Raw genomic sequence first — 24024 nt, 5'->3', positions numbered from 1 at the left:
CCCCCTTGTCACAAACGGCGCAGAGCGGTACCCAAGGGCGTTTTTGATAGCGCCGCGGAGCACGCATATGTCCGATGATCCCAGAACACTTGTGTCGACCGATTGGCTGGCCGCCCACCTTAAGGACCCTGACCTGCGCATTCTGGATGCGTCCTGGTACCTGCCGGGTGTAGAACGTGATCCCCGTGCGGAGTATGACGCGGCACACATCCCCGGCGCGCGCTTCTTTGACATAGATGAAATCAGCGACGCCCGCTCTGACTTGCCACATATGGCGCCGCCTGCAGAAAAGTTTATGAGCCGCATGCGCGCCATGGGCGTGGGCGATGGACACCAGATCGTTGTCTATGATGGCGCAGGCATACAGAGCGCCCCGCGCGTGTGGTGGCTGTTCCGTCTGATGGGGCACCGTGATGTCGCGGTTCTGGATGGCGGTTTGCCCAAGTGGCAAGCCGAAGGTCGCGCGGTCGAGGACATGCCCCCCGTCGTCAAGGACCGCCACTTGACCGTGCGCTTTCAGAACTACCTGGTCCGCGATGTGACGCAGGTGTCGCAGGCTGCCAAGCTTGGGTCTACCCAGATCGTAGATGCCCGCGCTGCCGGCCGGTTTCGCGGCGATGCGCCTGAACCGCGTGAAGGCCTGCGTGCTGGCCACGTGCCAGGGTCGCGCAATGTGCCCTTCACCGGGCTTTTGAACAGCGACAAGACCATGAAAACGCCTGACGAAACCCGCGCGGTTTTTGAGGCTGCGGGCGTGGATGTGACCAAACCGGTGATTACCACATGCGGGTCAGGAATCACGGCGGCCATCTTGTCACTTGCGCTTGAGCGGCTCGGCAATAACAGCTGGTCGCTTTATGACGGATCATGGGCCGAATGGGGGATGTTCCCCACCGTGCCCGTCGCCACAGGAGACGCCTGATGTTTGAACACCTAACTGCCCAGAAACCCGATGGCATCCTGATGCTGATGCAGATGTACCGCGAAGACCCGCGCAGCGACAAAGTCGACCTTGGCGTGGGTGTCTACAAAGACGCCAGCGGCAACACACCGATCATGCGCGCGATTAAAGCGGCCGAGCAGCAATTGTGGGAGGCCGAAACGTCGAAGTCCTATGTTGGGCTGGTTGGTGACCCTGCCTTTTCGGATGCGATGATCAAACTGGTTCTGGGCGATGCGGTCGCGCGTGAGGATGTCGCCGCGGCGGCCACTCCCGGTGGCACCGGGGCCGTGCGTCAGGCGTTCGAGTTGGTCCAAATGGCGCGACCCGATGCAAAGATTTTTGTGTCGAACCCGACATGGCCAAACCACCTGTCGATCCTTGACCACCTTGGGATCGAAACAGCGTTGTATCGCTATTTTGATGACGCCACGCGCGGTGTCGATTTTGACGGAATGATCACTGATCTCAAAACGGCACGCGCCGGAGATGTCGTGCTGCTGCATGGCTGTTGTCACAACCCGACAGGTGCGAACCTGACCATGGCACAGTGGCAGGACGTTATTGCTGTTCTGCTGGAAACGGGCGCTGTGCCGATGATCGACATCGCCTATCAAGGGTTTGGCGATGGTCTGGATGCAGATGCGGCGGCCACGCGGGCCGTTGCAGCGGCTGTGCCCGAATGCCTGATCGCGGCGAGTTGTTCTAAGAACTTTGGCATCTACCGCGAGCGTACTGGCATCCTGATGATGGTTGCCAGCGGCACGGATAGGGCAATCTCCCAAGGCACGCTTGCTTACCTCAACCGCCAGAACTTTTCTTTTCCCCCAGATCACGGCGCGCGCTTGGTCACGATGATCCTGAACGACGATGATCTGCGCGCCGAATGGATGACCGAGTTAGAAGAAGTACGCCTGTCGATGCTGGGCCTGCGTGAACAGTTGGCACATGCTTTGCAGCAACGGGCCGGGTCCGACCGCTTTGGATTTCTCGCCGAACACCGGGGCATGTTTTCCGGCATTGGGGCGACACCTGAACAGGTGGTGAAGATGCGGGAAGATCATGGGATCTATATGGTTGGCGACAGTCGCATGAACATTGCGGGCCTGAACGAGCAATCGATACCAATTCTTGCGGATGCGATTATCGCCGCTGGCGTCTGACGCGTCGCCCTTGCGAACTGGACATGAAAAAGGCCGGGCAGCGATGCCCGGCCTTTCCAATTTTTTGGTCTTTCGTTTGGGCGTTAACCCTTCGAGAACTCAGGATAGGCTTCCATACCCAGTTCGGCCATGTCGAGACCGTTGATCTCGTCCTCCTCGCTGACACGGATACCCATGGCTGCCTTGAGGATGAACCACACAATCAACGAGGCGACGAAGGTGAACACACCGTAGGCCAAGATGCCTTTGATCTGTGTAAACAACGACGCGTCGGAGTTGTAGAAGACCACCGCGATTGTACCCCAGATACCTGCGAACAGGTGGACCGGGATTGCGCCGACGACGTCGTCCAACTTGAACTTGTCGAGCATCGGAATGGACAGGACCACGATGATACCACCCACAGCACCGATCCACAGCGAGCCAAACAGTGTGGGCGCGAGGGGTTCAGCCGTGATCGACACCAGCCCCGCAAGCGCACCGTTCAGCACCATGGTCAGGTCAGGTTTTTTGTAAAGAACCTGAGTCAGGATCAGCGCTGTGACAGCACCGGCCGCGGCGGCCATGTTGGTGTTGGCAAAGATGCGCGACACGTCGGACACGTCGCCCACTGTGCCCATTGCGAGCTGCGAGCCACCGTTAAAGCCAAACCAACCCAGCCACAGGATAAACGTACCCAGTGTGGCAAGTGCCAGGTTCGAACCGGGCATTGGGTTAACCTTGCCGTCCTTGTATTTGCCAAGGCGCGGGCCAAGCACAATCACACCAGCCAGAGCAGCCCAGCCACCCACAGAGTGCACGACTGTCGAACCAGCAAAGTCGGAGAAGCCTGCTTCGGACAACCAGCCGCCGCCCCACTGCCATGACCCGGAGATGGGGTACATGAAACCGGTCAGAACGATGACGAATATCAGGAAGGGCCACAGCTTGATGCGTTCAGCCACGGCACCCGACACGATGGAGGCTGTCGCTGCGACAAACACCAGCTGGAAGAAGAAGTCAGAACCAACTGACGCATAGTCGAGTGCTGCGTCAGCCGCCGATACACCCACTGCATCAAGGACTGTCTGACCACCGATCGCGAAGTAACCGTTGAAGTCGCCGGGATACATTGTGTTGAAACCGACCAACCAGTACATAATCGCAGCAATAGAGAACAAAGCGATGTTCTTGGTCATCTGCATTGTGACGTTCTTGGAGCGGACCAGACCGCCTTCGAGCATCGCAAAGCCTGCGGCCATGAAGAAAACAAGAAAGCCTGCCATACAAAACAGCAGAGTTGTCATGATATACGGGCCGATCTCGTCAAAGCCCGGAGCGGCATCCTGTGCCAGCGCCAGCGTCGGCAGTGCGTTCAAACCTGCGCCAACGAGGAGAGATTTCGTGAGTTTCATATTCCGTTTTTCCCTTTGTTGGAGCGCTTAGATGGCGTCTTCGTTGGTTTCGCCGGTGCGCACACGCACGGCTTGTTCAACGTCGAGGACAAAAATCTTGCCGTCGCCGATTTTGCCCGTCTGGGCCGTTTTTGTGATGGTCTGGACGATCTGATCAGCCATGGGTTCCGCCACGACGATCTCGATCTTGACCTTGGGTACAAAATTCACAGCGTATTCTGCGCCGCGATAGATTTCTGTATGCCCCGATTGCGAGCCGAAGCCTTTGATTTCTGTGACCATCATACCGCGCACGCCGGCTTCGGTCAGCGCTTCGCGGACCTCTTCCAGTTTGAACGGCTTGATCGTTGCAATGATGAGTTTCACCACGTGTCCCCTTAGATTGGCAGGTCGCCCTGCGGTACAAATTGCAAAAGAGAGTATTCCCCTTGCGTGGCAAAGATTTCGCGGCCTATTTCGGCGCATACTTTTTCCGCATGTGCATAAAAATTGCGCAAAATTGGGGTTCTGCCTAAATTTTTAGCAAATAAGAATCGCACGCCGCATTTGTCGAGGCGTGGCAATGCAGTTCAAAGTCGATATGGTAGCGCCAAAGAACAGGCCGGGCAGGGGTCGTCAGATGCGTGATTCAAAAAAGGGCAAGCGGCCTTTGGTGGCTGAACGCCGCTATGGTTCCAAGGCCCAAAAGCCGAGTCCGAAAAAGGCTGCTCCGGCCAAGCGCAAACGGGCTCTGCGCAAAAAGCCCAAAGGCAACATTTTCACCCGCGTGATCCGCTGGTTCCTTCGCCTCATTTGGAAAATCACTTGGCGGGTCACTGCCGCTGCTTGTGCCGTTCTGGCGCTCTTTGTCGGCTTTTACTGGACGACTTTGCCAGATGCATCAGCACTGGTGGACGGCCGGGCACGTGGGTCCGTCACCCTGCTGGATCGTGATGAACAGATATTTGCCCGTCGTGGCGATCAGTTCGGCGGGCCAGTGACTGCGCAAACAGTCTCTCCCGCGCTTAAAAACGCGGTGGTTGCGACCGAGGACAAGCGGTTTTACCGCCATTTCGGCATCAGCCCACGCGGTGTAGCCAGTGCGGTGCGCATCAATCTTAGCGAAGGGCGCGGCCCGCTGTCAGGTCACGGCGGTTCAACGATCACCCAGCAAACTGCAAAACTGCTGTGTCTGGGCGAGGAATACGTCGCCTCTGAATGGGAAAACGAGGCAGCCTACGTCGCTGATTGCCGCCGTGGGTCTATCCAACGCAAGGCCAAAGAGGCGGTCTATGCGCTGGCGATGGAAGTGAAGTATTCCAAGGATGAGATTCTGTCGATCTATCTCAACCGGGCTTATATGGGTGGTGGCGCCTATGGGGCAGAGGCGGCCGCTCAGCGGTATTTTGGGGTTCCTGCATCCGATCTGAACCCATCTCAGGCTGCGATGATTGCCGGGCTTTTGACGGCGCCATCGCGTGATGCGCCAACCACAAATTTGCAACGCTCACATGACCGCGCAGCAACTATTCTGCGCCTAATGGGTGAACAAGGGTATTTGTCGGAGGCAGAGGTTACCAAGTGGCAACAGAACCCCGCTGGCCTTGCCCCTGCGGCCAGACGCAATGCTGGCGGATATTTTGCCGACTGGGTGATGTCGACGGGACCCGAGTTCTTCACACGAAACACGCAAGAAGATGTGATCATCCGCACCACGTTGGATCAGCGCCTGCAACGCGCAGCAGAAGAGGCGTTGATTTACGTTTTTGAGAACAAGGTACGCGAAGGGTCTAAGGCGCAGGCCGCCGTTGTGGTGATGAGTGCGGACGGCGCGGTGCGCGCCATGGTGGGCGGGCGCGAAACCCGCGCGTCTGGCGTGTTCAACCGTGCCATTCAGGCCGAACGCCAAACCGGGTCTGCCTTCAAACCCTTTGTCTACGCCGCAGCGCTCGAACTGGGGTATTCACCGCTTGCCACGGTTGTGGATGAACCGCTCACCATTGATATCCCCGGCTCAGGTCCCTGGTCCCCGCGCAACTACACCAACGACTACCGCGGCAGAGTCACCCTGACCGAGGCGCTACAGGACTCGTTGAATATCCCAGCCGTTAAAGTGTCGGAAAGTGTGGGACGAGATCTGGTGCGCCGTGTGGCCAGCGACTTTGGGATCGTGAGCGATCTGGCCGATGGGCCTGCACTGGCGCTTGGTGCATCCGAAAGCACGCTTTTGGATATGACCGGCGCCTATGCAGGTATTCTAAATGGCGGATCATCCGTGACGCCCTATGGTCTGGTGGATTTGCGCCTGCAGGGGGATGACGCCCCTCTGATGGGCACCGGCGGTGGTATCCGCGAGCGCGTCATTCAGGATCAGGCGGCGGCAGAGTTAATCTGGATGATGGAAAAAGTGGTCAGCCAGGGCACTGGTAAGCGGGCTCAGTTCGGAGATCGCGAAATTGCGGGTAAGACCGGGACAACGCAGGCCGCGCGTGACGCGTGGTTCGTCGGGTTCACAGCCGATTACGTGGCCGGAGTCTGGATGGGGTATGATGACAACACCCCGCTAACTGGTGTGACGGGCGGTGGTCTTCCGGCTGAAATCTGGCGCGAAACGATGGTGCGTGTCCACGAAGGGGTGCCTGCACGCCCCTTGCCAATGCGTGAACCTGACGGCGTGCAGACCAAGGGACCGGAGCAACAAAACACTCCTTCGTCCCAACCAAGAGGTAGGGACATCCCTCGCACCACTGAGGGCCTGGTCGAAAAACTGTTGCGCGATATACTGGGCGTGCGTGATCGCTGAGCGCGCCGGCTTAGCCCGCCGATTTAAGGTCGCGGATCATGCCATCGATATTTCCGCCATTGCGGTCGATCAACGCGCCGACTTCGGCCCGTTCGGTCAACAGCAGATTGATGCCCTCGATGAACATGTTGAAGAACAGATCACGCCCGGTCCGGTTCGACACGTGGAAGGTCACCGTGAAAGGCGCCTCTCCTTGCAGGAACGCGGTGGTGTCGACTTCGTACCAGTTTTTGACCCGACGCACGGATTTCACCTCAAGCCGCCCGCCGATGAATTCGCGGAAACGGCGCCCGTACTTGCGCGCGATATAACTCTGAAACGCGTCGGAAAAGGCTCGTTTTTGGGACTTCGAGGCTGTACGCCCGTCAGCCCCCATCGCGTAAGCAGAGATGTAAGATGTGTCACTGTAACGCGCAAAAATGCGGGCAAATTCGGAATACATTGCCTGTTCGCTCTTGCCCGAGGTGATGACTTTGTTCACGTCGTTCACCAATGCATCCACCAACTTCTTTGCGCTGGCATCGGTCAACGCCCACGCTGGCAAGGCAGGCAAAAGGGCGGATGCGCCAGTTATCGCCAAAAAGTTTCGTCTCTGCATATCAGAACCCCTCGGTGTCCAATTCAAACGGGTCAATTTCGGTGCTCGACTCTGCGTCGCCAAGCTTGAACCTGCGGTTTTGCAAATAGATCAGCCGCGCTTGAGCATAGCTGTCCGCACTTTCATACAGCACCGAGTCGATTGTGTCTGTAAAGCGACCCCGTGCCGACAGACCTGATGCGAAGCCGGCCGGGGTCAGATAGAAAAATCTGCTACGGCCGTCAAAAACGGCGCTGAGCGGGTTCGTAAACAGGTCCACAACCAAGCCTGCCGTTCTGCGATGGGTGGATGGTCCCACAAACGGTAATTCGATATAGTTGCCTTCACCGACGCCCCAGACATACAACGTTTCACCGAAATCGGTGTCATTTTCAGGAATGCCGAGTTCTCGAGTAGCGTCGATTATCCCGCCAAACCCCAGCGTTGTGTTGGTTACAAAGCTGAAAAGAGACAGGCCCGCGCCGCGCAGATTGCCCTGCAACAAGCTATTCACCACATTTTTGGGCTCTTCCAGATTAAGCGCAAAATTGGTGATGCCGTCTTCTAGCCCGTCGGGCACAAAGTTGGTATATCCAACGCCTGCTGGCCGGATAAAGGCCCGGTCGAGGCTGCGATTGAATTCATGTACGCCGCGGTTCGCTTTCTCGTTGGGGTCATTGATCCCTTCGGGCGTGATCGCTGTGCCATTGGACCCCGCGCACGCGCCCAAAAGGGACACAACAAGCACGAGCACAGTGGCACGGTGCAGGCGGGAAAATAGGGTCACTCAAAATCTCCGGCAATTTCGTAACAACTACCTAGTGTTTGTCTGCAAAATGCACAGTGCGTGCAACGCCGATTTATGGGGATGTGTCTGTTGCGTTACACAAAACCGGGTTGGAAGCAGGCGTTTTTGGCAAGAATGATCCTCATGAAAGCGAAAAGATGCTGACGCAACGCCAGGTGGCCGCATCGGATGGCTGTTTAGGCGAACTTGCCCGTCACGCGAGGGTCCAAGCAGCGCATCAATGTAATCTAGTCCGACGTGCTGCGGTCACAGTTGATCAGATGCTCGACACCGAAGTCGCGGGCTGCGTTTGTCCTTTGAGCGCGCGCCTTTGATCTACTTGATCAAACTGATGGGGGCTATTTCTACAAGGCATTTCGCGAATCCTGATCTTTCGCCCTTTTCGCGGTGATGGCTTGAGTCTAGCGTCTGCGCCAAACCCAGATCGCCAGAAAGGATCAACCCATGTCTATTGCCGCTCGCCTTGCCGACCTTGGCGTCACTTTGCCTGACGCGCCAGCGCCCGCCGCCAACTATGTGCCCTTCGTGCAGATCGGCGACATTGTCTATGTTTCGGGTCAGATCTCGAACGGAGCGGATGGGCTGATCACGGGGAAATTGGGCGCGGATATGGAAGTCGAGGCCGGGGCGGCCGCGGCCAAAACCTGTGCCATCAGCCTTTTGGCGCAAGTCAAAGCGGCATGCGGTGGCGACATTGACCGCCTTGTGCGGGTTGTGAAACTGACCGGTTTTGTGAATTCCACGGCAGATTTCACACAACAACCACAAGTGATCAACGGCGCCTCTGACTTTCTGGTCGAAGCACTGGGCGATGCGGGCCGTCACAGCCGCTCGGCGGTGTCTGCGGCGTCTTTGCCCCTTGGCGTCGCGGTCGAGATCGAAGGCATCTTTCAGATCAAATGAGGCCCCGACTCGATCCCGTTTTTCTGACCACACCGTTGGCGCATCGTGCCTTGCATGATGTGACCGACGGGCGACCCGAAAACAGCCGCGCGGCGATTTCGGCGGCCATTGCCCATGGTTATGGCATTGAGATCGACGTGCAACTGTCAGCGGACAGCGCCGCCATGGTCTTTCACGACTATGCCCTTGACCGGTTGGCTGAAGCCAGTGGTTCAGTGCGCGCACGGACGGCATCTGTCCTTGCGCAAACGACTTTGCGCGGCGGATCAGAAGGGATACCGTCCTTGCCGGAAATTCTTGCTTTGGTCGCAGGACAGGTTCCGGTGCTGATTGAGATCAAGGATCAGGACGGCGCAATGGGAGAGCAGATCGGTCCGCTTGAGGAAGCGGTGGCGAAGGCATTGCAGGCCTACGCGGGCCCTGTGGCTGTGATGTCTTTCAATCCGCACTCTGTCGCCCGCATGGCTGAACTTTGCCCCGATGTCCCGCGGGGTCTGGTAACCAGTGGCTATAATCCCAAAGACTGGCCCTTGTCTCGGGCGACGTGCGAGGCTTTGCGTGCTATCCCGGACTACGACCGTGTCAAAGCCAGCTTTGTCAGCCACGACGCTGCGGACTTGTCCCGCCCGCGCGTGGCGGAATTGAAGGCAGCAGGGGCGGATATTCTGTGCTGGACCATCAAATCGCCGAAAGCAGAGGCAGAGGCGCGCAAGATCGCCCAAAATGTGACGTTCGAAGGGTACTTGGCGGCCCATCCTGGCTGATCTGCGCACCCGCGTCCCACATTGAAGCGCGACAGCTAAATGCCGCGCGGCTACTTTCGGATGTCTCGCTCGTTTTGCTCTTGCCACCATTTGCCCCGACCTTTGTCCGGGTATTGCAAAGTGGGGTTATTGAACTGTCCCTGATGACTGACGCATCGGTACGAGCATGAGTTGTAGGAACAGTCTTCAAGGACTTGCCACACGGCGCCCGGACCGGTCATGTGAAAGACATCAGATTGCTTAGGGTCAGCGATATTCTGGCGTATTTGGTCCGCAATGCGGTGAAAGATCGGATTTTCTGGCACCGTAGCTAGGAAGCTGTTCGTTACCAGGCCTTTGCGGTCAATGATAAACAGCTCACTCGAGTTGTCTCGAAGCGTCCATTCCAGGGGCGAAGCTAGGTTCGCGTCGATGTCCAAGTATACGCCACCCTTTTTGATCAACGTCAGAACGCGCCAATAATCCGCCTTTGCGGCTCCGATTTGAAGCCGTGTGAATGCGGCGTTCACCTCTTCGGGGTAGTTTTCAGCAATAAATGCGATCTGCTCATCATCGTTAATGAAACAGAACTCAAAAGTCGGTGCCAGAAGTCGGTTGAAACGGTTGGCGAAGTAAACCGCCAAGGTCACCTTGTCAGAGTAGTTTGTCTGCCAGACCGTCCTCGGAATTCCGACAGCCTTTTTCGATCGCCAAATCGGGGGGCTGTAAGACGGGATTTCAAACCGCTTGTCAGGAAACATCCAGAAATGAAGGCGAAAAAATTGCTTCATCACATTGGCAAATATTTTCACCATTCGGCTGAAGACATACGCAAAAGGTCGACTTTTGAATGCGGTTTTGGCTGATATGCGATGCATTGTCATGATAAATGCGCCTCAATATTCTTGGCTAATTAACGTAGATAATTGGTCCAAGCAACGCAACGTGTGGAGGCCATCTTCCCCGAAAAACTACTTGCCCCGTATCGAACAAAAGATAAAGCTTGAAGGGTACTTGGCGGCCCATCCCGGTTGATCCTTCGCACCCGTGACACATTTTGAATAGCGAAAGCCCATAAGGAACCTCCGTGTCCGAGCAAGAGATCGAAATTCGGGTCCTGCCCAGCCTTGACGCCATCGACGCGGAGACGTGGGATGCGTGCGCTTGTCCGGAGGCGGTTGAGGGTGGCCGCCCCAATGATCCTTTTACAACTCACCGTTTTCTCAAAGCGTTGGAGGACAGCAATTCGGTCGGTCCCGGTACTGGATGGCAGCCACAGTACCTACAGGCGATCATGCAGGGCCAGACCATTGGCGTGGCCCCAATGTACGCCAAGGGGCACTCTCAGGGCGAATACATCTTTGATCACAACTGGGCCCATGCCTACGAACGGTCAGGTGGTCGGTATTACCCGAAGCTACAGATCGCAGTGCCTCATACCCCTGCTACGGGGCGGCGGTTTTTGACCCATCCAGACTTTGCCGAGACCGGGTTGTCGGCCCTTGTGCAGGGGGCGGTGCAGCTGGCGGACAACAACGGCCTTAGTTCACTGCACGTGACCTTTTGCACCGAAGCCGAGCGTGACGCGGGCGCAGATTTGGGACTGATGGCGCGCACCACACAGCAGTTTCATTGGCTAAACGATGGGTATGCGGATTTCGATGCTTTCATGGCGACCCTGAGCAGTCGCAAGCGTAAGAACATGCGGAAAGAACGCGCGCAGGCGCAGGCCTTTGGCGGTTCCATCCAGACGTTTTCCGGGGACGATTTGCGACCTGAACACTGGGATGCGTTCTGGGAGTTTTATCAGGACACGGGCGCACGAAAATGGGGAACGCCGTACCTCACAAGGAGATTTTTTCGCATCGCTCAGGAAACACTGCGCGATGATATGGCGCTGGTTCTGGCCGAACGCGATGGGCGATATGTGGCTGGGGCGTTGAACTTTATAGGCGCGCAGACTCTTTACGGCCGATATTGGGGCTGCACCGAGCATCACCCGTGCCTGCATTTCGAATTGTGTTACTATCAAGCCATCGACATCGCCATTAACCAAGGATTGGCGCGGGTCGAGGCCGGAGCGCAGGGTGAACACAAACTGGCGCGCGGCTATTTGCCAACGCAGACGTACAGCTTGCATTGGGTCAATGACGCCGGTTTTGCTGACGCCATCGCCAACTACCTGCAAGCCGAGCGGGAGGCGGTCGAGGAAGAGATCGAAATTCTGACAGAGTACGGCCCCTTCAAGCGGGTCGAGATAGAGGAACAGCAATGACAGAACGTTTAAGCGAAGAAACCCGGGACACGTTGCTTGCGCCATTGATCGAGACAGGCTGGACTACAGTTGACGGCCGGGATGCGATCCACAAGACCTTTCAATTTGGCAATTTCGTGGATGCTTTTGGCTGGATGACCCGTGTCGCGCTGTGGGCGGAAAAGTGGGACCATCACCCCGAATGGTCGAACGTCTACAAGACCGTTGAGGTGACTTTGACCACCCATGATGTCGATGGACTCAGCCCGCTGGACGTCAAGCTGGCACGCAAGATGGACGGGCTGGTCTGATCCAAAGGAAAAAGGCCCCGATCCGGGGCCTTTTGCTATATGTTTGAATTGGCTCTGCCTCACATGGCGTCAAGCATGCCTTCCCCGGCAGAAACATTGCAGACGCCAGGGTTTTCTTCTTCCTGCAATAGCGTGATGATGCCGTCCTCGACTAACATCGCATAGCGTTTCGAACGGTTGATCATGCCTGCGGGCGGCGCAGTAAAATCTCGCCCCATCGCCTTGGTAAAGACCGCTTCGGCATCCCCAAGCATCGTGATCCCGGCTTCACCTGCGCCGGTAGACTCGCTCCACGCCTTCAGCACGAAAGGGTCATTGACAGAGATACAGATGATTTCATCGACGCCTTTGGCTGCAAACGCGTCCTTGGTGCGGATAAAACTGGGGACGTGGGCGGTACTGCACGTCCCGGTAAAGGCGCCGGGCAGGGCGAAAATTACAACTTTGCGCCCTTTTGTCTTGTCGCTTAGCGCGACTGTCGCCGGACCTTCGTCGCCCATATAGACCAGAGTTGCCTCGGGAAGTGTGTCGCCTTGGGAGATTGCCATGTAATCAGGCCTTTCTTGGAATTGCTTCGCTACTGATCTGCGATATAGTTGAGCGTCGGCAAAGGGCGAGAACAAAGGTAAAATAGATGGATCATGTGGTTGTGATCGGGGCCGGGCAGGCAGGAGCATCCTGTGTCGCCAAGCTGCGCAATGGTGGGTTTGAGGGGCAAGTGACTCTTGTCGGGGCCGAGCCTGTGCCCCCCTATCAGCGCCCACCTTTGTCCAAGGCCTATCTTATGGGCGACATGCCGTTGGAGCGTCTGTTCTTGCGCCCCGAAGCGTTCTATGCGGATCAGTCCATTGACCTGCGTTTGGGCACTGAAGTGACGGGCATTGATACCGACGCTCAATCCGTCACCGTTGATGGCGATGTGCTGACCTATTCAGATCTTGTGCTGGCCACAGGGTCCGTCCCGCGCCATTTGCCAGCCGCCATTGGCGGCGATCTGGAAGGTGTTTTTGTGGTGCGCGATTTGTCGGACGTTGATGCGATGGCCCCTCGCTTTACCTCTGGCGCACGGGTGTTGATTGTGGGCGGCGGGTATATCGGGCTTGAGGCCGCTTCGGTCGCGTCCAAGCTGGGGTTGCAGGTCGTGCTGGTCGAGATGGCGGACCGTATCCTGCAGCGGGTCGCCGCGCCTGAGACAAGTGATTTTTTCCGAACGCTTCACAGTGAGCATGGTGTCGATATCCGTGAAGGGGTCGGCCTTGACCATCTGACGGGCGACGGCGCGGTGTCTGGCGCTGTTTTGTCAGACGGCACTTCCTTGGATTTGGATTTCGTCATTGTCGGTGTCGGTATTGCTCCCGGCACAGCGCTGGCTGAGGCTGCTGGTATCGAAATCGACAACGGCATTGCGACCGACACTCACGGGCGCACATCTGCCCCCCATGTATGGGCCGCAGGCGATTGCGCCTCGTTCCCGTACCGCGGTGGGCGTATCCGGCTAGAAAGCGTGCCCAACGCCATTGATCAGGCGGAATGTGTCGCTGAAAACATCCTTGGGGCGGGCAAAGACTATGCCGCCCGTCCATGGTTCTGGTCGGATCAGTATGACGTAAAACTGCAGATCGCAGGCCTGAACACCGGCTATGACCGCGTGGTGACCCGTGATGGCGGCAGCGCCAAGTCGTTCTGGTATTATCAAGGCGAAACGCTGTTGGCGGTGGATGCGGCCAACGACCCGCGCGGGTATATGATTGGCAAACGTTTGATTGAGGCTGGCAAAAGCCCTGACGCGGATGTCATCGCCGATCCCTCCAGTGACCTGAAGGCACTGCTCAAGTGAGGATCATCGCCGGGCGTTGGCGTGGGGTGCCTTTGACTGGCGTTGGCAAAGGCGATCCGGGCGCGCACCTGCGCCCCACTCCCGACCGCGTGCGTGAGGCGCTGTTTTCGATGCTGGCGAGCCGCGGCGTGATTGATGGTGCACATGTGCTTGATCTGTTTGCGGGTACCGGCGCGCTGGGCTTAGAGGCATTGTCGCGGGGGGCAGCGGCTGCAGTCTTTGTTGAAAACGGTCGTGTGGGGCAGCGGTTGATCACAGACAATATCGCCAAGTTGAAAGCGCAGGATGAGACACAGGTGATGCGCGGCGACGCCACTCGTCTTGCCGCATGGAACGGGGCACCGTTTGATCTTGTCTTTCTTGATCCACCCTATGGCAAGGGCTTGGGGGAACGTGCGCTCATTGCTGTGCGCGACTGGCTCAATCCCGGGGCACTGGTGGTTTGGGAAGAAAGCGCGGCAATGGTCCCTCCAGAGGGGTTCGGGCCGGTTGATCAGCGCAGTTTTGGAACATCTCAGATCACGCTGATTGAACGCGTTTAACTGCCGCGGTAGGTCGAATAGCCATAGGGCGATAACAGCAATGGCACGTGGTAATGGGCGTCCTCATCCGTGATCCCAAAGCGGATCGGAATCTGGTCGAGGAACTTGACCGGGTCACTATTCAGTTCGTGGGCATCCAGATAATCACCACAGAAAAAGATCAGTTCGTACTGGCCCGCCGTCATCTTGCCCTCGGGCAGGATGGGTGTGTCTGTGCGCCCGTCCACATTTGTGACGGCTTCGGCAATTTTGCGGTGTGAATTGCCCGATACCCGGTAAAGCGCGATTGTGATCCCGTTTGCAGGCACACCGCGCGCCGTATCAAGTACATGCGTCGTCAGATATCCTGTAGCCATTGCATCCCGCCTCATCATCGCCCAGATTGTGCGCATCTCACTCTGATTTCAAAGGGAAGTCCATGGCTGAAAAGAGCCCCCGTTACCCGCGCGATTTTCATGGGCACGGGGCCGATCGACCCGATGCGGCGTGGCCCGGTGGGGCGCGGATCGCTGTGTCTTTTGTGCTGAACTATGAAGAAGGCGGCGAAAACTGCCTGTTGCACGGCGATGCGGCGTCCGAAGCGTTCCTTTCAGAGATTGTAGGCGCCGCCCCGTGGCCCGGACAACGCCATTGGAATATGGAAAGCATCTATGACTACGGCGCGCGCGCGGGGTTCTGGCGGCTTCACAGGCTGTTCACCGAAACCCGCGTGCCGGTCACGGTCTACGGCGTCGCAACAGCCCTGGCGCGCAATCCGGCGCAGGTCGAGGCGATGCAGCAGGCCGACTGGGAAATCGCCAGCCACGGATTGAAATGGATCGACTACAAGGATCACACACCTGAAGACGAAGCCGCCGATATGGATGCGGCCATCAAACTGCACACCGAAGTCACCGGCGCGCGTCCGATGGGATGGTACACCGGGCGTTGTTCGGTGAACACGGTGGCCTTGGCTGCGCAGCGGGGCTTTGACTGGATCAGCGACACCTATGACGATGATCTGCCCTATTGGATCGACGCCGATGGGCGCGATCAGCTGATCATCCCCTACACGCTTGATTGTAACGACATGCGCTTTGCCACACCGCAGGGGTTTAATGCAGGGGATCAGTTTTTTGCCTACCTGCGGGACAGTTTTGATGCGCTGTATGCCGAAGGCACGTCAGGACGCCCAGCAATGCTGAGCATCGGTCTGCACTGTCGCCTTATAGGGCGTCCGGGTCGGGTGCAGGCGCTACGCAAATTCATTGAGTACATAAATGGGTTTGAAGGGGTCTGGTGCGCCCGTCGCACAGATATTGCGGCGCATTGGGCGGCCACGCATCCCCCTCAACGCCGTCACAACTGGCACCTGTTGGGGCAAGAGGCCTTCGTGTCGACCTTTGGCGGGATATTTGAACACTCGCCTTGGATTGCCGAAGGCGCATGGGCGCTGGAACTTGGGCCAGCGCACGATTCTGCTCAGGGCCTGCATAACGCCCTGTGTCGCGTGTTTCGTGCCGCGAGCGACGATCAGCGGTTGGAAGTTCTGCGGGCCCACCCCGACCTCGCGGGCAAGTTGGCAGCGGCCAAGCGGCTGACGGATGAGAGTACGGCCGAGCAAGCGAGCGCGGGCCTTGATGCACTGACGGATGACGAACGCCACCAGTTCGACACCCAAAACAGCGCCTATGTGGCCAAACACGGCTTTCCCTTCATCATCGCGGTAAAGGATCATGACAAGGCGGGCATTCTGCGCGCTTTTGAGCGCCGGATCGGCAATGATTCCGCGACCGAATTCACAGAGGCCTGCAAGCAGGTCGAACGCATCGCGCGATTGCGATTGGAGGACATGGAATGAGCACTTATGCTTTTCCGCCCGGAGGCCATCCGGCTCAAGATAAATCACCTGTGGGCACTGCAGTTTTCACCCAAGCCTATGCTGTGATCCCTGCCGAGACCCAGCGGGATATCGTGACGTCCTTCTTGCCTGGTTGGGCTGGCACGCGTGCATGGATACTAGCGCGGCCCCTCTCGGGCTTTGCTGAAACCTTTGCCCAATATGCCATCGAGCTTGCGCCCGAGGGAGGCAGCAATGATCCCGAACCTGACAAGGATGCACAGGCGATCCTGTTCGTCGCCAAGGGGACAGCGCATTTGACCATTGGGGCGACCGTGCACGTTATGACGCCGGGCAGTTACGCCTATATCCCTTCGGGGGCCCAATGGACTCTTTTCAACCGGGGCGACGTGCCCTGCGGCGTCCATTGGGTTCGCAAACGCTATGTGCAGGGGGACGGGCTGACGCTGCCTGAACCTATTGTGACGCACGAGACGGACGTCAAGGCAGTGCCCATGCCCGGCACCAATGGCGCGTGGGCCACGCAGCGTTTTGTCGATCCTCTGGATTTGCGCCACGATTGCCACGTCAATCTGGTGAACTTTCTGCCAGGCGCTCGCATTCCGTTTGCCGAAACGCACGTGATGGAACACGGGCTATATGTGTTGCAAGGCACTGCCGAATACCTGCTGAACACGGATTGGGTCAGTGTGGGCCCCGGTGACTTCATGTGGTTGCGTGCGTTTTGCCCACAGGCCTGTATCGCAACAGGAACGGAGCCTTTTCGCTACATGCTCTACAAAGATGTGAACCGGCATGTTCCGCTCTGATATTCAATGCCAACCTTTGACCGCAGAGGCATTTGCGCCCTTTGGTGACGTGCTTGAGTGTGTCGGAGACCCGGACAAGTTGATCAATGCGGGCATGTGCGGCCGCTTTCATGACCGTGCGCGCATGGATTTTGGGGACGGGCAGGCAGGCGTGAGCCTGTTCAAGGCCACGCCACGTGCACTGCCCTATACACTTGATCTGCTGGAACGGCACCCAGAGGGCAGTCAGGCGTTCATTCCAATGTCCGAGCACTCATTTCTGGTCACGGTCGCTTTGGACGACCACGGCGTGCCTGGCCAGCCTGTGGCGTTCCTGACGGCCCCCGGTCAGGGCATCAATCTGCATCGTGGGACGTGGCATGGCGTGCTCACTCCGCTGCATGCGCCCGGATTGTTTGCAGTAGTGGACAGGATTGGCCCCGGCGCGAACCTGCAAGAGTTTTCACTTGATCCGCCCTATCGCGTCGTCTCATAACTTTTCTCAGCCGCATATAAGACGGCGAGAAACAGGGACAATGAACAATGACTAACATGACTGATGGGTATTACTCAGACCCAAATGATACGCCGCCTCTGGCCGAGGCGGTGCCGCTGGGCCTGCAACACGTGCTGGCCATGTTCGCATCGAATGTGACGCCCTCGATCATCGTGGCGGGGGCTGCGGGCCTTGCGTTTGGTGGGCCAGAGCAGGTCTATCTGATCCAGATGGCGATGCTGTTTGCAGGCATTGCGACGCTGTTCCAGACCGTCGGTTTTGGCCCTGTGGGCGCGCGGTTGCCGATTATGCAGGGCACCAGCTTTGCCTTTGTAGGTGTGCTCGCAGGGATCGCCGCCACCCAAGGTCTGGGCGTCGCGCTTACTGCGTGCCTGATCGGCGGAGTGGTCCACTTCTTTCTTGGCTCCGTCATTCAGCACCTGCGTTTCCTCTTTCCACCGTTGGTGACCGGCCTCGTGATCTTGGCCATTGGCCTTTATCTTATTCCGGTTGCGATCAAATACGCGGCTGGTGGGGCGGCACCCTTCCAAATGGAGGCCGAGAGCTTTGGCTCGCTTATGCATTGGAGCGTTGCCCTCACAGTCGTTGTTGTCGCTTTGCTGTTTAAATTCTTCACCAAGGGTATCCTTTCAAATGCGGGTATTCTGATTGGTCTGGTCGTCGGCTATTTGCTCGCCATTGCCTTGGGCATGGTGAACTTTGGTGCGGTCGCGAATGCTGCGCTATTTGTCACGCCACAGCCGTTGCCCTATGGCTTTGAGTTCAACCTTGGCGCGGTGATCGCTGTGGTCCTTGTTAGCGTTGTGTCCGCCATTGAAACGGTGGGTGATGCGTCGGCGACGACCAAGGCCGGTGCCGGGCGTGATGCGACGGACAAGGAAATCGCCGGTGCGACATATGCGGACGGTTTAGGCACCGCTGTTGCTGCGGTCTTTGGTGGCCTGCCAAACACATCCTTCAGCCAGAATGTCGGCATCATTGGCATGACTGGTATCATGTCACGCCATGTCGTCACCATCGGCGCGCTGTTCCTGATCCTGTGTGGTCTGATCCCCAAGATTGGTGCCGTGATTGCTTCCATGCCGTTGCCCGTGCTGGGGGGTGGTGTGATCGTGATGTTCGGCATGGTGGCGGCCGCTGGCCTTAACGTGTTGACCGAGGTCAAGATGAACCGCCGCAACATGGTGATCATCGCCGTGTCACTTGCAGCCGGTCTAGGCCTGAACCTTGTCCCATCGGCAGTCCAGTACCTGCCCGGTGTGGTCAAAACTCTGATGACATCTGCTGTGGCTCCAACGGCTGCGGTGGCCATCATCCTCAATCTGGTCCTGCCAGAAGAGATCTAAGACAGCATTCATGCTGTGTCTAAAGAGCGGGGGCAACGCCTCCGCTCTTTGCATTTGGACCACTGGCCGCTTTTAAAACGCCGCGACGAAACGCGCACCGGTGTGGCATCGGCATGCTGTCGCAGCTGCGCTGATATCGACGATCCATTTGTTATTTGTAGTGCATCGAATAAAGCTTTTTCCGCTTTGAACTGGGTGTGGAGATTTTATTCCCTTTCGCCTCGAATGAAGAAAAGGACATGATGGTTGCGACCATTGGCTCATTCTGGAACGCGAATGAAACATGGCTGGTACTCGCCATTGGTCTGCTGCTGGTGGCCTATTCCATTATCGGCGCATGCTGGCTGATCCTGAAAACCGAATACACCCTTCAAGCCAAGGCGGTCGACTGGGCACAAGGCAGGATCTGGGGTCTGGCCCTTGTTCTTGGGGCGGTATCGCTCGCGAAACCTTTGGTCAGCCCCGGGGTTTTCGACAAATGGTTCACCTACCCGGAAATCGTTCTGCAGACGCCAATGCCGCTCTTGTCGGCTGTGCTGGTCTGGATGCCGTGGCGATCCCTGCAACGCCTGCCCAACACGACGGGCAAAGGTGCGCGGGCACCGTTCTGCTATGCCATCAGCCTGTTTATTCTGGCGTTTGGCGGGCTCGCATACTCGTTTTATCTTTACGTGGTCCCGGAAAACTGACGATCTATGAGGCAGCGAGCGCACCGGAAAGCCTGTTCATAATCCTTGTCGGCACAGTGTTCGTACTGCCGATGATCGGCGGATACACAGCGCTGGGTGTTCAGGGGAAAAGCGGTCGGGCAGCGCTACGATTGAGCATCTCTTGACCAAAAATACCACGGGGGAGGCCGAAGGCCGGGGGCAGAGCCCCTTCAGCCCTTTCGTCTCCGCGTACCCCTGCTATTCTGCTATGCAAGAGCAAAGGGGTAACACAACATGTACGATCTGGCCGCACTGGGCGCTTGGGCCGAATTCGCTGTCCGTTGGTTGCACGTCATTACGGCCATCGCTTGGATCGGGTCTTCATTTTATTTCATCGCGCTTGATCTTGGGCTGCACCGGGATCGCAACCTGTCCAGCGGCGCAGATGGCGAAGAATGGCAGGTCCACGGGGGCGGGTTCTACCACATTCAAAAGTACCTCGTGGCGCCGGCAGGCATGCCCGACGGGCTGATCTGGCATAAATGGCAAAGCTACTGGACGTGGATGAGCGGCTTTGTCCTGCTTGTGTTAGTCTACTACCTCGGTGCTGAATTCTATCTGGTTGACCCCAACGTTATGGACCTCGCGCCTTGGCAGGCGGTTGGCATTTCGCTCGCCTCGCTCGCTTTTGGCTGGCTGGCCTATACGCAGCTGTGCAACTTGTTCGTAAACGCCAATCAGACCACCCTTATGGTGGCCCTGTTTGCTGTTCTGGTGGCCATGGCGTGGTTTTACACGCAGGTGTTTACAGGGCGCGCGGCCTTGCTCCATCTGGGTGCATTCACGGCCACGATCATGTCGGGCAACGTCTTTTTCATCATCATCCCCAACCAAAAAATCGTTGTGTCGGATCTGATGGAGGGACGCACCCCAGACGCAAAGTACGGCAAAATTGCCAAGCAACGCTCGACCCACAACAATTATCTCACCCTGCCGGTGATCTTCCTGATGCTGTCCAACCACTACCCGCTGTCCTTTGCGAGTGAGTACAATTGGATCATCGCGAGCCTTGTTTTCCTCATGGGGGTCACGATCCGGCACTGGTTCAACACGCACCATTCCCGTCAGGGCAATCCGCACTGGACGTGGGCAGTGACCGCATTGATCTTTATCGCGATTGTCTGGCTGAGTGTCGCCCCCAGCCCAAACCAAGAGGCGCAGCGGGTTGCACGGTTTGCGCAAGCCGAAGGGTTCGAAGAGGTGCACGAAATCGTGCTGGGGCGTTGCAGCATGTGCCATGCCGCCGAACCGGTCTGGTCGGGACTGCTATGGGCACCAAAAGGCGTGGCGCTGGAAACAGAAGCGGATCTGACCCGCAACGCCCGCGCCGTTTACCTGCAATCTGGGATCAGCCATGCCATGCCGCCCGCCAATCTGAGCTACATGGAAGACGCGGAGCGCGCCGCAATTGTCGCGTGGTACAAGGCCGCCATCGACGGGTGAACCGCAAGGCCGATGTGTCGTCTGTCCTGCTGCTAGGTGTGGTCGAATCGCGCCCACTCATGCTAAGTCTTGTGGGATGAACGACCAGACCCCCAACATACGTCCTGTGATCCGGCAACTCGATACCGCAGCCGTCAACCGCATCGCCGCAGGTGAAGTGGTCGAGCGACCTGCATCCGCCGTCAAGGAACTGGTTGAAAACGCAATAGATGCGGGCGCGCGCCGGATCGCTATTGATGTCTCGGGTGGCGGAAAAACCCTGATCCGTGTCACCGACGATGGGTGTGGGATTGCCGCCAGCGACCTGCCGCTTGCCCTGAGCCGCCACGCGACGTCAAAGATCGATGGGTCTGATCTGCTCAACATCCACACTTTCGGATTTCGTGGTGAGGCACTGCCAAGCCTTGGCGCGGTGGGCCGTTTGACGATCACCAGCCGGGTGCCCGGCGAGCCCGGCGCAGAGATAACGGTGGCAGGAGGCGTCACATCTACGGTCAAACCGGCGGCCCTGAACTCCGGCACCGTGATCACTCTGCGTGATCTGTTTTACGCCACGCCTGCACGCCTGAAGTTCCTGCGCACTGACCGCGCTGAAGCACAGGCGATCACGGATGCGATCAAGCGCTTGGCCATGGCTGAACCATTTATCCGGTTCGAATTGCGTGACGTGAGCGGCGATCCGCGCACCGTTTTCAAGACAGAGGCGCAGACAGGCAATCCAATGGCCGCCTTGCGTGCGCGACTGGCTGACGTACTGGGGGGCGAGTTTGCTGAAAACTCTATTCCCATCGATACACAGCGCGAGGGGCTGCACCTGACAGGATACGCCGCCCTTCCTACCTATTCGCGCGGCGCAGCGGTGGCGCAGTTTCTGTTCGTGAACGGGCGCCCCGTCAAAGACAAGCTGCTGACGGGTGCCTTGCGCGCCGCTTATTTCGATTTCCTCAGCCGCGATCGCCACCCGGCGGCAGCGCTGTTCGTTGACTGCGATCCGCAACTCGTCGACGTCAATGTCCACCCCGCCAAATCAGAGGTGCGGTTCCTCGATCCGGGTCTGGCACGTGGGCTTATCGTGTCTGGTTTGCGCCATGCTCTGGCAGAAGCTGGACACCGAGCCTCCTCGACGGTGGCCAGCGCCACCCTTGGCGCAATGCAGCCCGAACCGATGGCCCCACGCGTCTACCAGATGGACCGGCCCAGCCTTGGTCCGCGCGGATCAACAGGCTTTGCCGAGATGGCACAGGATTTCAGTGCTCAGGTCGTCGAAACGCCGATTGAGGTGGACCCGACCGATCTGCCCCTTGGCGTGGCGCGCGGGCAGGTGCACGAGAATTACATCGTGGCGCAGACAGCGACGGGTATGGTTATCGTGGATCAACACGCCGCGCACGAACGCTTGGTCTATGAAAAACTCAAACGCCAGATGGCCGAAAACGGTGTCGCGGCGCAGGCCTTGCTGATCCCGGAAATCGTCACGCTGTCACCGGGGGGCAGAGAGGCATTGCTAGAAATAGCGGACGGGCTGGCGCAAGCAGGCCTTGGCATCGAACCATTCGGCGGGGACGCGATTGCCGTGCGCGAAACACCGGCCATCTTGGGCGAGGTCGATGCGTCTGCCATGATCCACGACATTCTGGACGAGCTGTCTGACCTTGGGTCCAGCCAGTCTGTTCAGGCGCGGATTGAAGCAATCCTATCCCGCGTTGCTTGTCACGGCTCTGTCCGTTCAGGCCGCCGGATGCGGGGTGAAGAGATGAACGCGCTGTTGCGCGAGATGGAGGCAACACCCCATTCTGGCCAGTGCAACCATGGGCGGCCCACCTATGTCGAACTCAAATTGGCCGACATCGAACGGTTGTTTGGGCGTACATGATCCAGATTGGCAACATAACGCTGGGCATGAGTGATCCGCTTGTCTTGGCAGCTCTAATCGGTGCCGCCGTGCTATTGCTCATCGTTGTTCTGCTGATTGCGGCATTGCGTGCGGCTGGACGCTCGGCGCGCGCCTCTGAACCATTGGCCCAGCAGTTGGGCTATCTTGGCCAGCATGTGCAGGGTCTGGCACAGGGCCAGGAAGGGCTGCGCGCCTCGATCCAGACTGTGTCAGACACTGCCACCATTGGGCAGGCGCAGCTTGCACAAACGGTTGAGGCCCGGCTGGCGGTCGTCCAGCAACAGATGCAGGACAGGCTGGCCGACAATGCGCTGCGCAGTCAGCGCAGCATGACCGACATGCAAGAGCGTATGAAAGAGACGCTGCACGGATCGTCCAAACAGACCACGACCAGTCTGACCCAGCTGCAGGAACGATTGGCCGCCATCGACAAGGCGCAGGACAATATCACCAAGCTGAGCGGCGATGTGCTGAGCCTGCAGGACATCTTGTCCAACAAACAAACACGGGGCGCCTTTGGCGAAATCCAACTGCGCGACATCGTGTCCAAGGCGCTGCCGAGCGACAGCTATTCGCTGCAACACACCCTGTCGAACGGGAAACGTGCGGACTGCTTGATTGACCTGCCAAACCCGCCCGGACCCATTGTGATCGACAGCAAATTCCCGCTGGAGGCCTACGAGGCCTTGCGCGCGGCAGACTCTGATCATGCGCTTAAGGCTGCTGTCGCTCAGATGAAGGTGGCGGTGAAAAAGCATATCTCTGACATCTCGGAAAAATACATCATCGAGGGCGAAACCGCAGATGGCGCGCTGATGTTCCTGCCGTCTGAGGCGGTCTATGCCGAGTTGCACGCGAATTTCCCGGACCTTGTGCGCGCCGGGTTCGACGCGCGTGTCTGGATCGTGTCGCCGACCACTTGCATGGCCACGCTGAACACGATGCGCGCCATTCTCAAGGATGCGCGGATGCGTGAACAGGCTGGGGCAATCCGAAAAGAACTGTCGATGTTGGTGCAAGACGTTGATCGTCTTGGTACACGGGTTGGAAATCTGGATCGCCACTTTTCGCAGGCGTCCAAGGACATCGAAGACATAAAGATCAGTGCCGATAAGGCGGGCAAACGGGCCAATCGACTCGACAACTTTGACTTTGAGGAATTGGAAGAACAACCTGTGTTGCCGCTCAAGGATACTGCTGCGGAGTAAAGGCGGTTTGGCCGTTTTGACGAC

The 24024-nt window shown here is 58.0% G+C and carries 24 protein-coding genes; 17 read left to right on the top strand and 7 right to left on the bottom strand.

All coding sequences use genetic code 11. The features are described 5' to 3' along the window. Positions 1 to 67: 67 nt before the first annotated feature. Together sseA and DHN60_RS07455 are read left to right on the top strand one after the other, a co-directional pair. Positions 68 to 922: a 3-mercaptopyruvate sulfurtransferase gene (gene sseA / locus DHN60_RS07460; protein WP_108836640.1), complete on the top strand. Its 855-nt coding sequence runs from the start codon at positions 68 to 70 to the stop codon at positions 920 to 922. Beyond that, positions 922 to 2103, top strand: a complete 1182-nt coding sequence (locus DHN60_RS07455; protein WP_108836639.1) for an amino acid aminotransferase — start codon at positions 922 to 924, stop codon at positions 2101 to 2103. Before sseA ends, DHN60_RS07455 begins: the two co-directional genes overlap by 1 nt. An 83-nt stretch (positions 2104 to 2186) precedes the next feature. Here DHN60_RS07455 and DHN60_RS07450 read toward each other — a convergent pair whose 3' ends face one another. After that, on the bottom strand, positions 2187 to 3497 hold the full coding sequence (locus DHN60_RS07450; RefSeq protein ID WP_108836638.1) for an ammonium transporter: 1311 nt from the start codon (positions 3495 to 3497) through the stop codon (positions 2187 to 2189). 27 nt (positions 3498 to 3524) lie between these two features. Beyond that, a complete protein-coding gene (locus tag DHN60_RS07445) occupies positions 3525 to 3863 on the bottom strand; it encodes a P-II family nitrogen regulator (protein WP_108836748.1) in 339 nt (112 codons plus the stop codon). A 253-nt stretch (positions 3864 to 4116) separates the two neighbouring features. Between DHN60_RS07445 and DHN60_RS07440 the strand changes: the two genes are divergently transcribed. Next, positions 4117 to 6279 (top strand): transglycosylase domain-containing protein, encoded by a 2163-nt coding sequence (locus DHN60_RS07440; RefSeq protein ID WP_199913642.1) that lies wholly within the window; start codon positions 4117 to 4119, stop codon positions 6277 to 6279. Positions 6280 to 6289: 10 nt separating this feature from the next. Here DHN60_RS07440 and DHN60_RS07435 read toward each other — a convergent pair whose 3' ends face one another. Both DHN60_RS07435 and DHN60_RS07430 read right to left on the bottom strand, forming a co-directional pair. After that, positions 6290 to 6877 carry a phospholipid-binding protein MlaC gene (locus DHN60_RS07435; protein ID WP_108836637.1) on the bottom strand — a complete coding sequence of 196 codons (588 nt, stop codon included), beginning with the start codon at positions 6875 to 6877 and terminating at the stop codon, positions 6290 to 6292. 1 nt (position 6878) lies between these two features. After that, entirely contained in the window at positions 6879 to 7643 is a 765-nt protein-coding gene (locus DHN60_RS07430; protein WP_234423564.1) for a VacJ family lipoprotein, read from the bottom strand. A 465-nt stretch (positions 7644 to 8108) separates the two neighbouring features. Between DHN60_RS07430 and DHN60_RS07420 the strand changes: the two genes are divergently transcribed. Both DHN60_RS07420 and DHN60_RS07415 read left to right on the top strand, forming a co-directional pair. Then, entirely contained in the window at positions 8109 to 8567 is a 459-nt protein-coding gene (locus tag DHN60_RS07420; RefSeq protein ID WP_108836635.1) for a RidA family protein, read from the top strand. Next, a complete protein-coding gene (locus DHN60_RS07415) occupies positions 8564 to 9331 on the top strand; it encodes a glycerophosphodiester phosphodiesterase family protein (protein ID WP_108836634.1) in 768 nt (255 codons plus the stop codon). The genes DHN60_RS07420 and DHN60_RS07415 overlap by 4 nt, the downstream gene beginning before the upstream one ends. 50 nt (positions 9332 to 9381) lie before the next feature. Here DHN60_RS07415 and DHN60_RS07410 read toward each other — a convergent pair whose 3' ends face one another. Further along, positions 9382 to 10194 (bottom strand): glycosyltransferase family 32 protein, encoded by an 813-nt coding sequence (locus DHN60_RS07410; RefSeq protein WP_108836633.1) that lies wholly within the window; start codon positions 10192 to 10194, stop codon positions 9382 to 9384. Between the two features lie 203 nt (positions 10195 to 10397). Between DHN60_RS07410 and DHN60_RS07405 the strand changes: the two genes are divergently transcribed. Further along, complete coding sequence (locus DHN60_RS07405; RefSeq protein WP_108836632.1) at positions 10398 to 11585, top strand: GNAT family N-acetyltransferase; 1188 nt, start codon at positions 10398 to 10400, stop codon at positions 11583 to 11585. Further along, positions 11582 to 11875, top strand: coding sequence for a 4a-hydroxytetrahydrobiopterin dehydratase (locus DHN60_RS07400; RefSeq protein ID WP_108836631.1), 294 nt, complete (start codon positions 11582 to 11584; stop codon positions 11873 to 11875). The genes DHN60_RS07405 and DHN60_RS07400 overlap by 4 nt, the downstream gene beginning before the upstream one ends. Before the next feature lie 59 nt (positions 11876 to 11934). On the opposite strand, the gene DHN60_RS07395 is transcribed toward DHN60_RS07400, so the two are convergent. Then, positions 11935 to 12423 carry a peroxiredoxin gene (locus tag DHN60_RS07395; RefSeq protein WP_108836630.1) on the bottom strand — a complete coding sequence of 163 codons (489 nt, stop codon included), beginning with the start codon at positions 12421 to 12423 and terminating at the stop codon, positions 11935 to 11937. A gap of 86 nt (positions 12424 to 12509) precedes the next feature. Between DHN60_RS07395 and DHN60_RS07390 the strand changes: the two genes are divergently transcribed. Then, entirely contained in the window at positions 12510 to 13712 is a 1203-nt protein-coding gene (locus DHN60_RS07390; protein WP_108836629.1) for an NAD(P)/FAD-dependent oxidoreductase, read from the top strand. After that, on the top strand, positions 13709 to 14254 hold the full coding sequence (rsmD, locus tag DHN60_RS07385) for a 16S rRNA (guanine(966)-N(2))-methyltransferase RsmD (RefSeq protein WP_108836628.1): 546 nt from the start codon (positions 13709 to 13711) through the stop codon (positions 14252 to 14254). The genes DHN60_RS07390 and rsmD overlap by 4 nt, the downstream gene beginning before the upstream one ends. Here rsmD and uraH read toward each other — a convergent pair. Further along, positions 14251 to 14610, bottom strand: a complete 360-nt coding sequence (gene uraH / locus DHN60_RS07380; RefSeq protein ID WP_108836745.1) for a hydroxyisourate hydrolase — start codon at positions 14608 to 14610, stop codon at positions 14251 to 14253. The two genes, rsmD and uraH, sit on opposite strands and share 4 nt — an antisense overlap. A gap of 62 nt (positions 14611 to 14672) precedes the next feature. On the opposite strand from uraH, the gene puuE reads away from it, so the two are divergent. The 8 genes from puuE (at position 14673) to DHN60_RS07340 (ending at position 24000) form a co-directional block, all read left to right on the top strand. After that, on the top strand, positions 14673 to 16094 hold the full coding sequence (gene puuE / locus DHN60_RS07375) for an allantoinase PuuE (protein ID WP_108836627.1): 1422 nt from the start codon (positions 14673 to 14675) through the stop codon (positions 16092 to 16094). Then, positions 16091 to 16903, top strand: coding sequence for a bifunctional allantoicase/(S)-ureidoglycine aminohydrolase (locus DHN60_RS07370; protein ID WP_108836626.1), 813 nt, complete (start codon positions 16091 to 16093; stop codon positions 16901 to 16903). The genes puuE and DHN60_RS07370 overlap by 4 nt, the downstream gene beginning before the upstream one ends. After that, positions 16890 to 17378, top strand: a complete 489-nt coding sequence (locus DHN60_RS07365; protein WP_108836625.1) for an ureidoglycolate lyase — start codon at positions 16890 to 16892, stop codon at positions 17376 to 17378. The genes DHN60_RS07370 and DHN60_RS07365 overlap by 14 nt, the downstream gene beginning before the upstream one ends. A gap of 47 nt (positions 17379 to 17425) precedes the next feature. After that, entirely contained in the window at positions 17426 to 18745 is a 1320-nt protein-coding gene (locus DHN60_RS07360) for a uracil-xanthine permease family protein (RefSeq protein WP_108836624.1), read from the top strand. Positions 18746 to 18942: 197 nt separating this feature from the next. Continuing rightward, positions 18943 to 19434: a cytochrome d ubiquinol oxidase subunit II gene (locus DHN60_RS07355; protein ID WP_255415560.1), complete on the top strand. Its 492-nt coding sequence runs from the start codon at positions 18943 to 18945 to the stop codon at positions 19432 to 19434. Positions 19435 to 19689: 255 nt separating this feature from the next. Further along, complete coding sequence (locus DHN60_RS07350; protein ID WP_108836623.1) at positions 19690 to 20898, top strand: urate hydroxylase PuuD; 1209 nt, start codon at positions 19690 to 19692, stop codon at positions 20896 to 20898. Between the two features lie 76 nt (positions 20899 to 20974). Further along, positions 20975 to 22771: a DNA mismatch repair endonuclease MutL gene (gene mutL, locus DHN60_RS07345; RefSeq protein ID WP_108836622.1), complete on the top strand. Its 1797-nt coding sequence runs from the start codon at positions 20975 to 20977 to the stop codon at positions 22769 to 22771. Next, positions 22768 to 24000 (top strand): DNA recombination protein RmuC, encoded by a 1233-nt coding sequence (locus tag DHN60_RS07340; RefSeq protein WP_108836621.1) that lies wholly within the window; start codon positions 22768 to 22770, stop codon positions 23998 to 24000. The genes mutL and DHN60_RS07340 overlap by 4 nt, the downstream gene beginning before the upstream one ends. Positions 24001 to 24024 lie beyond the last annotated feature (24 nt).

Origin of the sequence: Tateyamaria sp. Alg231-49 (genome assembly GCF_900143535.1) — a bacterium.
In the GTDB taxonomy this organism is placed as follows: Bacteria; Pseudomonadota; Alphaproteobacteria; order Rhodobacterales; family Rhodobacteraceae; genus Tateyamaria.
This window is presented reverse-complemented; position numbering and strand designations above follow the sequence as displayed.

Coding starts and splice junctions, on each gene's coding strand:
- DHN60_RS07435 (WP_108836637.1), bottom strand. CDS start 6,877: ATGCAGAGACGAAACTTTTTGGCGATAACTGGCGCATCCGCCCTTTTG.
- sseA (WP_108836640.1), top strand. CDS start 68: ATGTCCGATGATCCCAGAACACTTGTGTCGACCGATTGGCTGGCCGCC.
- mutL (WP_108836622.1), top strand. CDS start 20,975: ATGAACGACCAGACCCCCAACATACGTCCTGTGATCCGGCAACTCGAT.
- DHN60_RS07420 (WP_108836635.1), top strand. CDS start 8,109: ATGTCTATTGCCGCTCGCCTTGCCGACCTTGGCGTCACTTTGCCTGAC.
- DHN60_RS07410 (WP_108836633.1), bottom strand. CDS start 10,194: ATGACAATGCATCGCATATCAGCCAAAACCGCATTCAAAAGTCGACCT.
- DHN60_RS07455 (WP_108836639.1), top strand. CDS start 922: ATGTTTGAACACCTAACTGCCCAGAAACCCGATGGCATCCTGATGCTG.
- DHN60_RS07400 (WP_108836631.1), top strand. CDS start 11,582: ATGACAGAACGTTTAAGCGAAGAAACCCGGGACACGTTGCTTGCGCCA.
- DHN60_RS07440 (WP_199913642.1), top strand. CDS start 4,117: ATGCGTGATTCAAAAAAGGGCAAGCGGCCTTTGGTGGCTGAACGCCGC.
- DHN60_RS07340 (WP_108836621.1), top strand. CDS start 22,768: ATGATCCAGATTGGCAACATAACGCTGGGCATGAGTGATCCGCTTGTC.
- DHN60_RS07370 (WP_108836626.1), top strand. CDS start 16,091: ATGAGCACTTATGCTTTTCCGCCCGGAGGCCATCCGGCTCAAGATAAA.
- puuE (WP_108836627.1), top strand. CDS start 14,673: ATGGCTGAAAAGAGCCCCCGTTACCCGCGCGATTTTCATGGGCACGGG.
- DHN60_RS07350 (WP_108836623.1), top strand. CDS start 19,690: ATGTACGATCTGGCCGCACTGGGCGCTTGGGCCGAATTCGCTGTCCGT.
- DHN60_RS07365 (WP_108836625.1), top strand. CDS start 16,890: ATGTTCCGCTCTGATATTCAATGCCAACCTTTGACCGCAGAGGCATTT.
- uraH (WP_108836745.1), bottom strand. CDS start 14,610: ATGGCTACAGGATATCTGACGACGCATGTACTTGATACGGCGCGCGGT.
- DHN60_RS07390 (WP_108836629.1), top strand. CDS start 12,510: ATGGATCATGTGGTTGTGATCGGGGCCGGGCAGGCAGGAGCATCCTGT.
- DHN60_RS07450 (WP_108836638.1), bottom strand. CDS start 3,497: ATGAAACTCACGAAATCTCTCCTCGTTGGCGCAGGTTTGAACGCACTG.
- DHN60_RS07395 (WP_108836630.1), bottom strand. CDS start 12,423: ATGGCAATCTCCCAAGGCGACACACTTCCCGAGGCAACTCTGGTCTAT.
- DHN60_RS07415 (WP_108836634.1), top strand. CDS start 8,564: ATGAGGCCCCGACTCGATCCCGTTTTTCTGACCACACCGTTGGCGCAT.
- DHN60_RS07360 (WP_108836624.1), top strand. CDS start 17,426: ATGACTAACATGACTGATGGGTATTACTCAGACCCAAATGATACGCCG.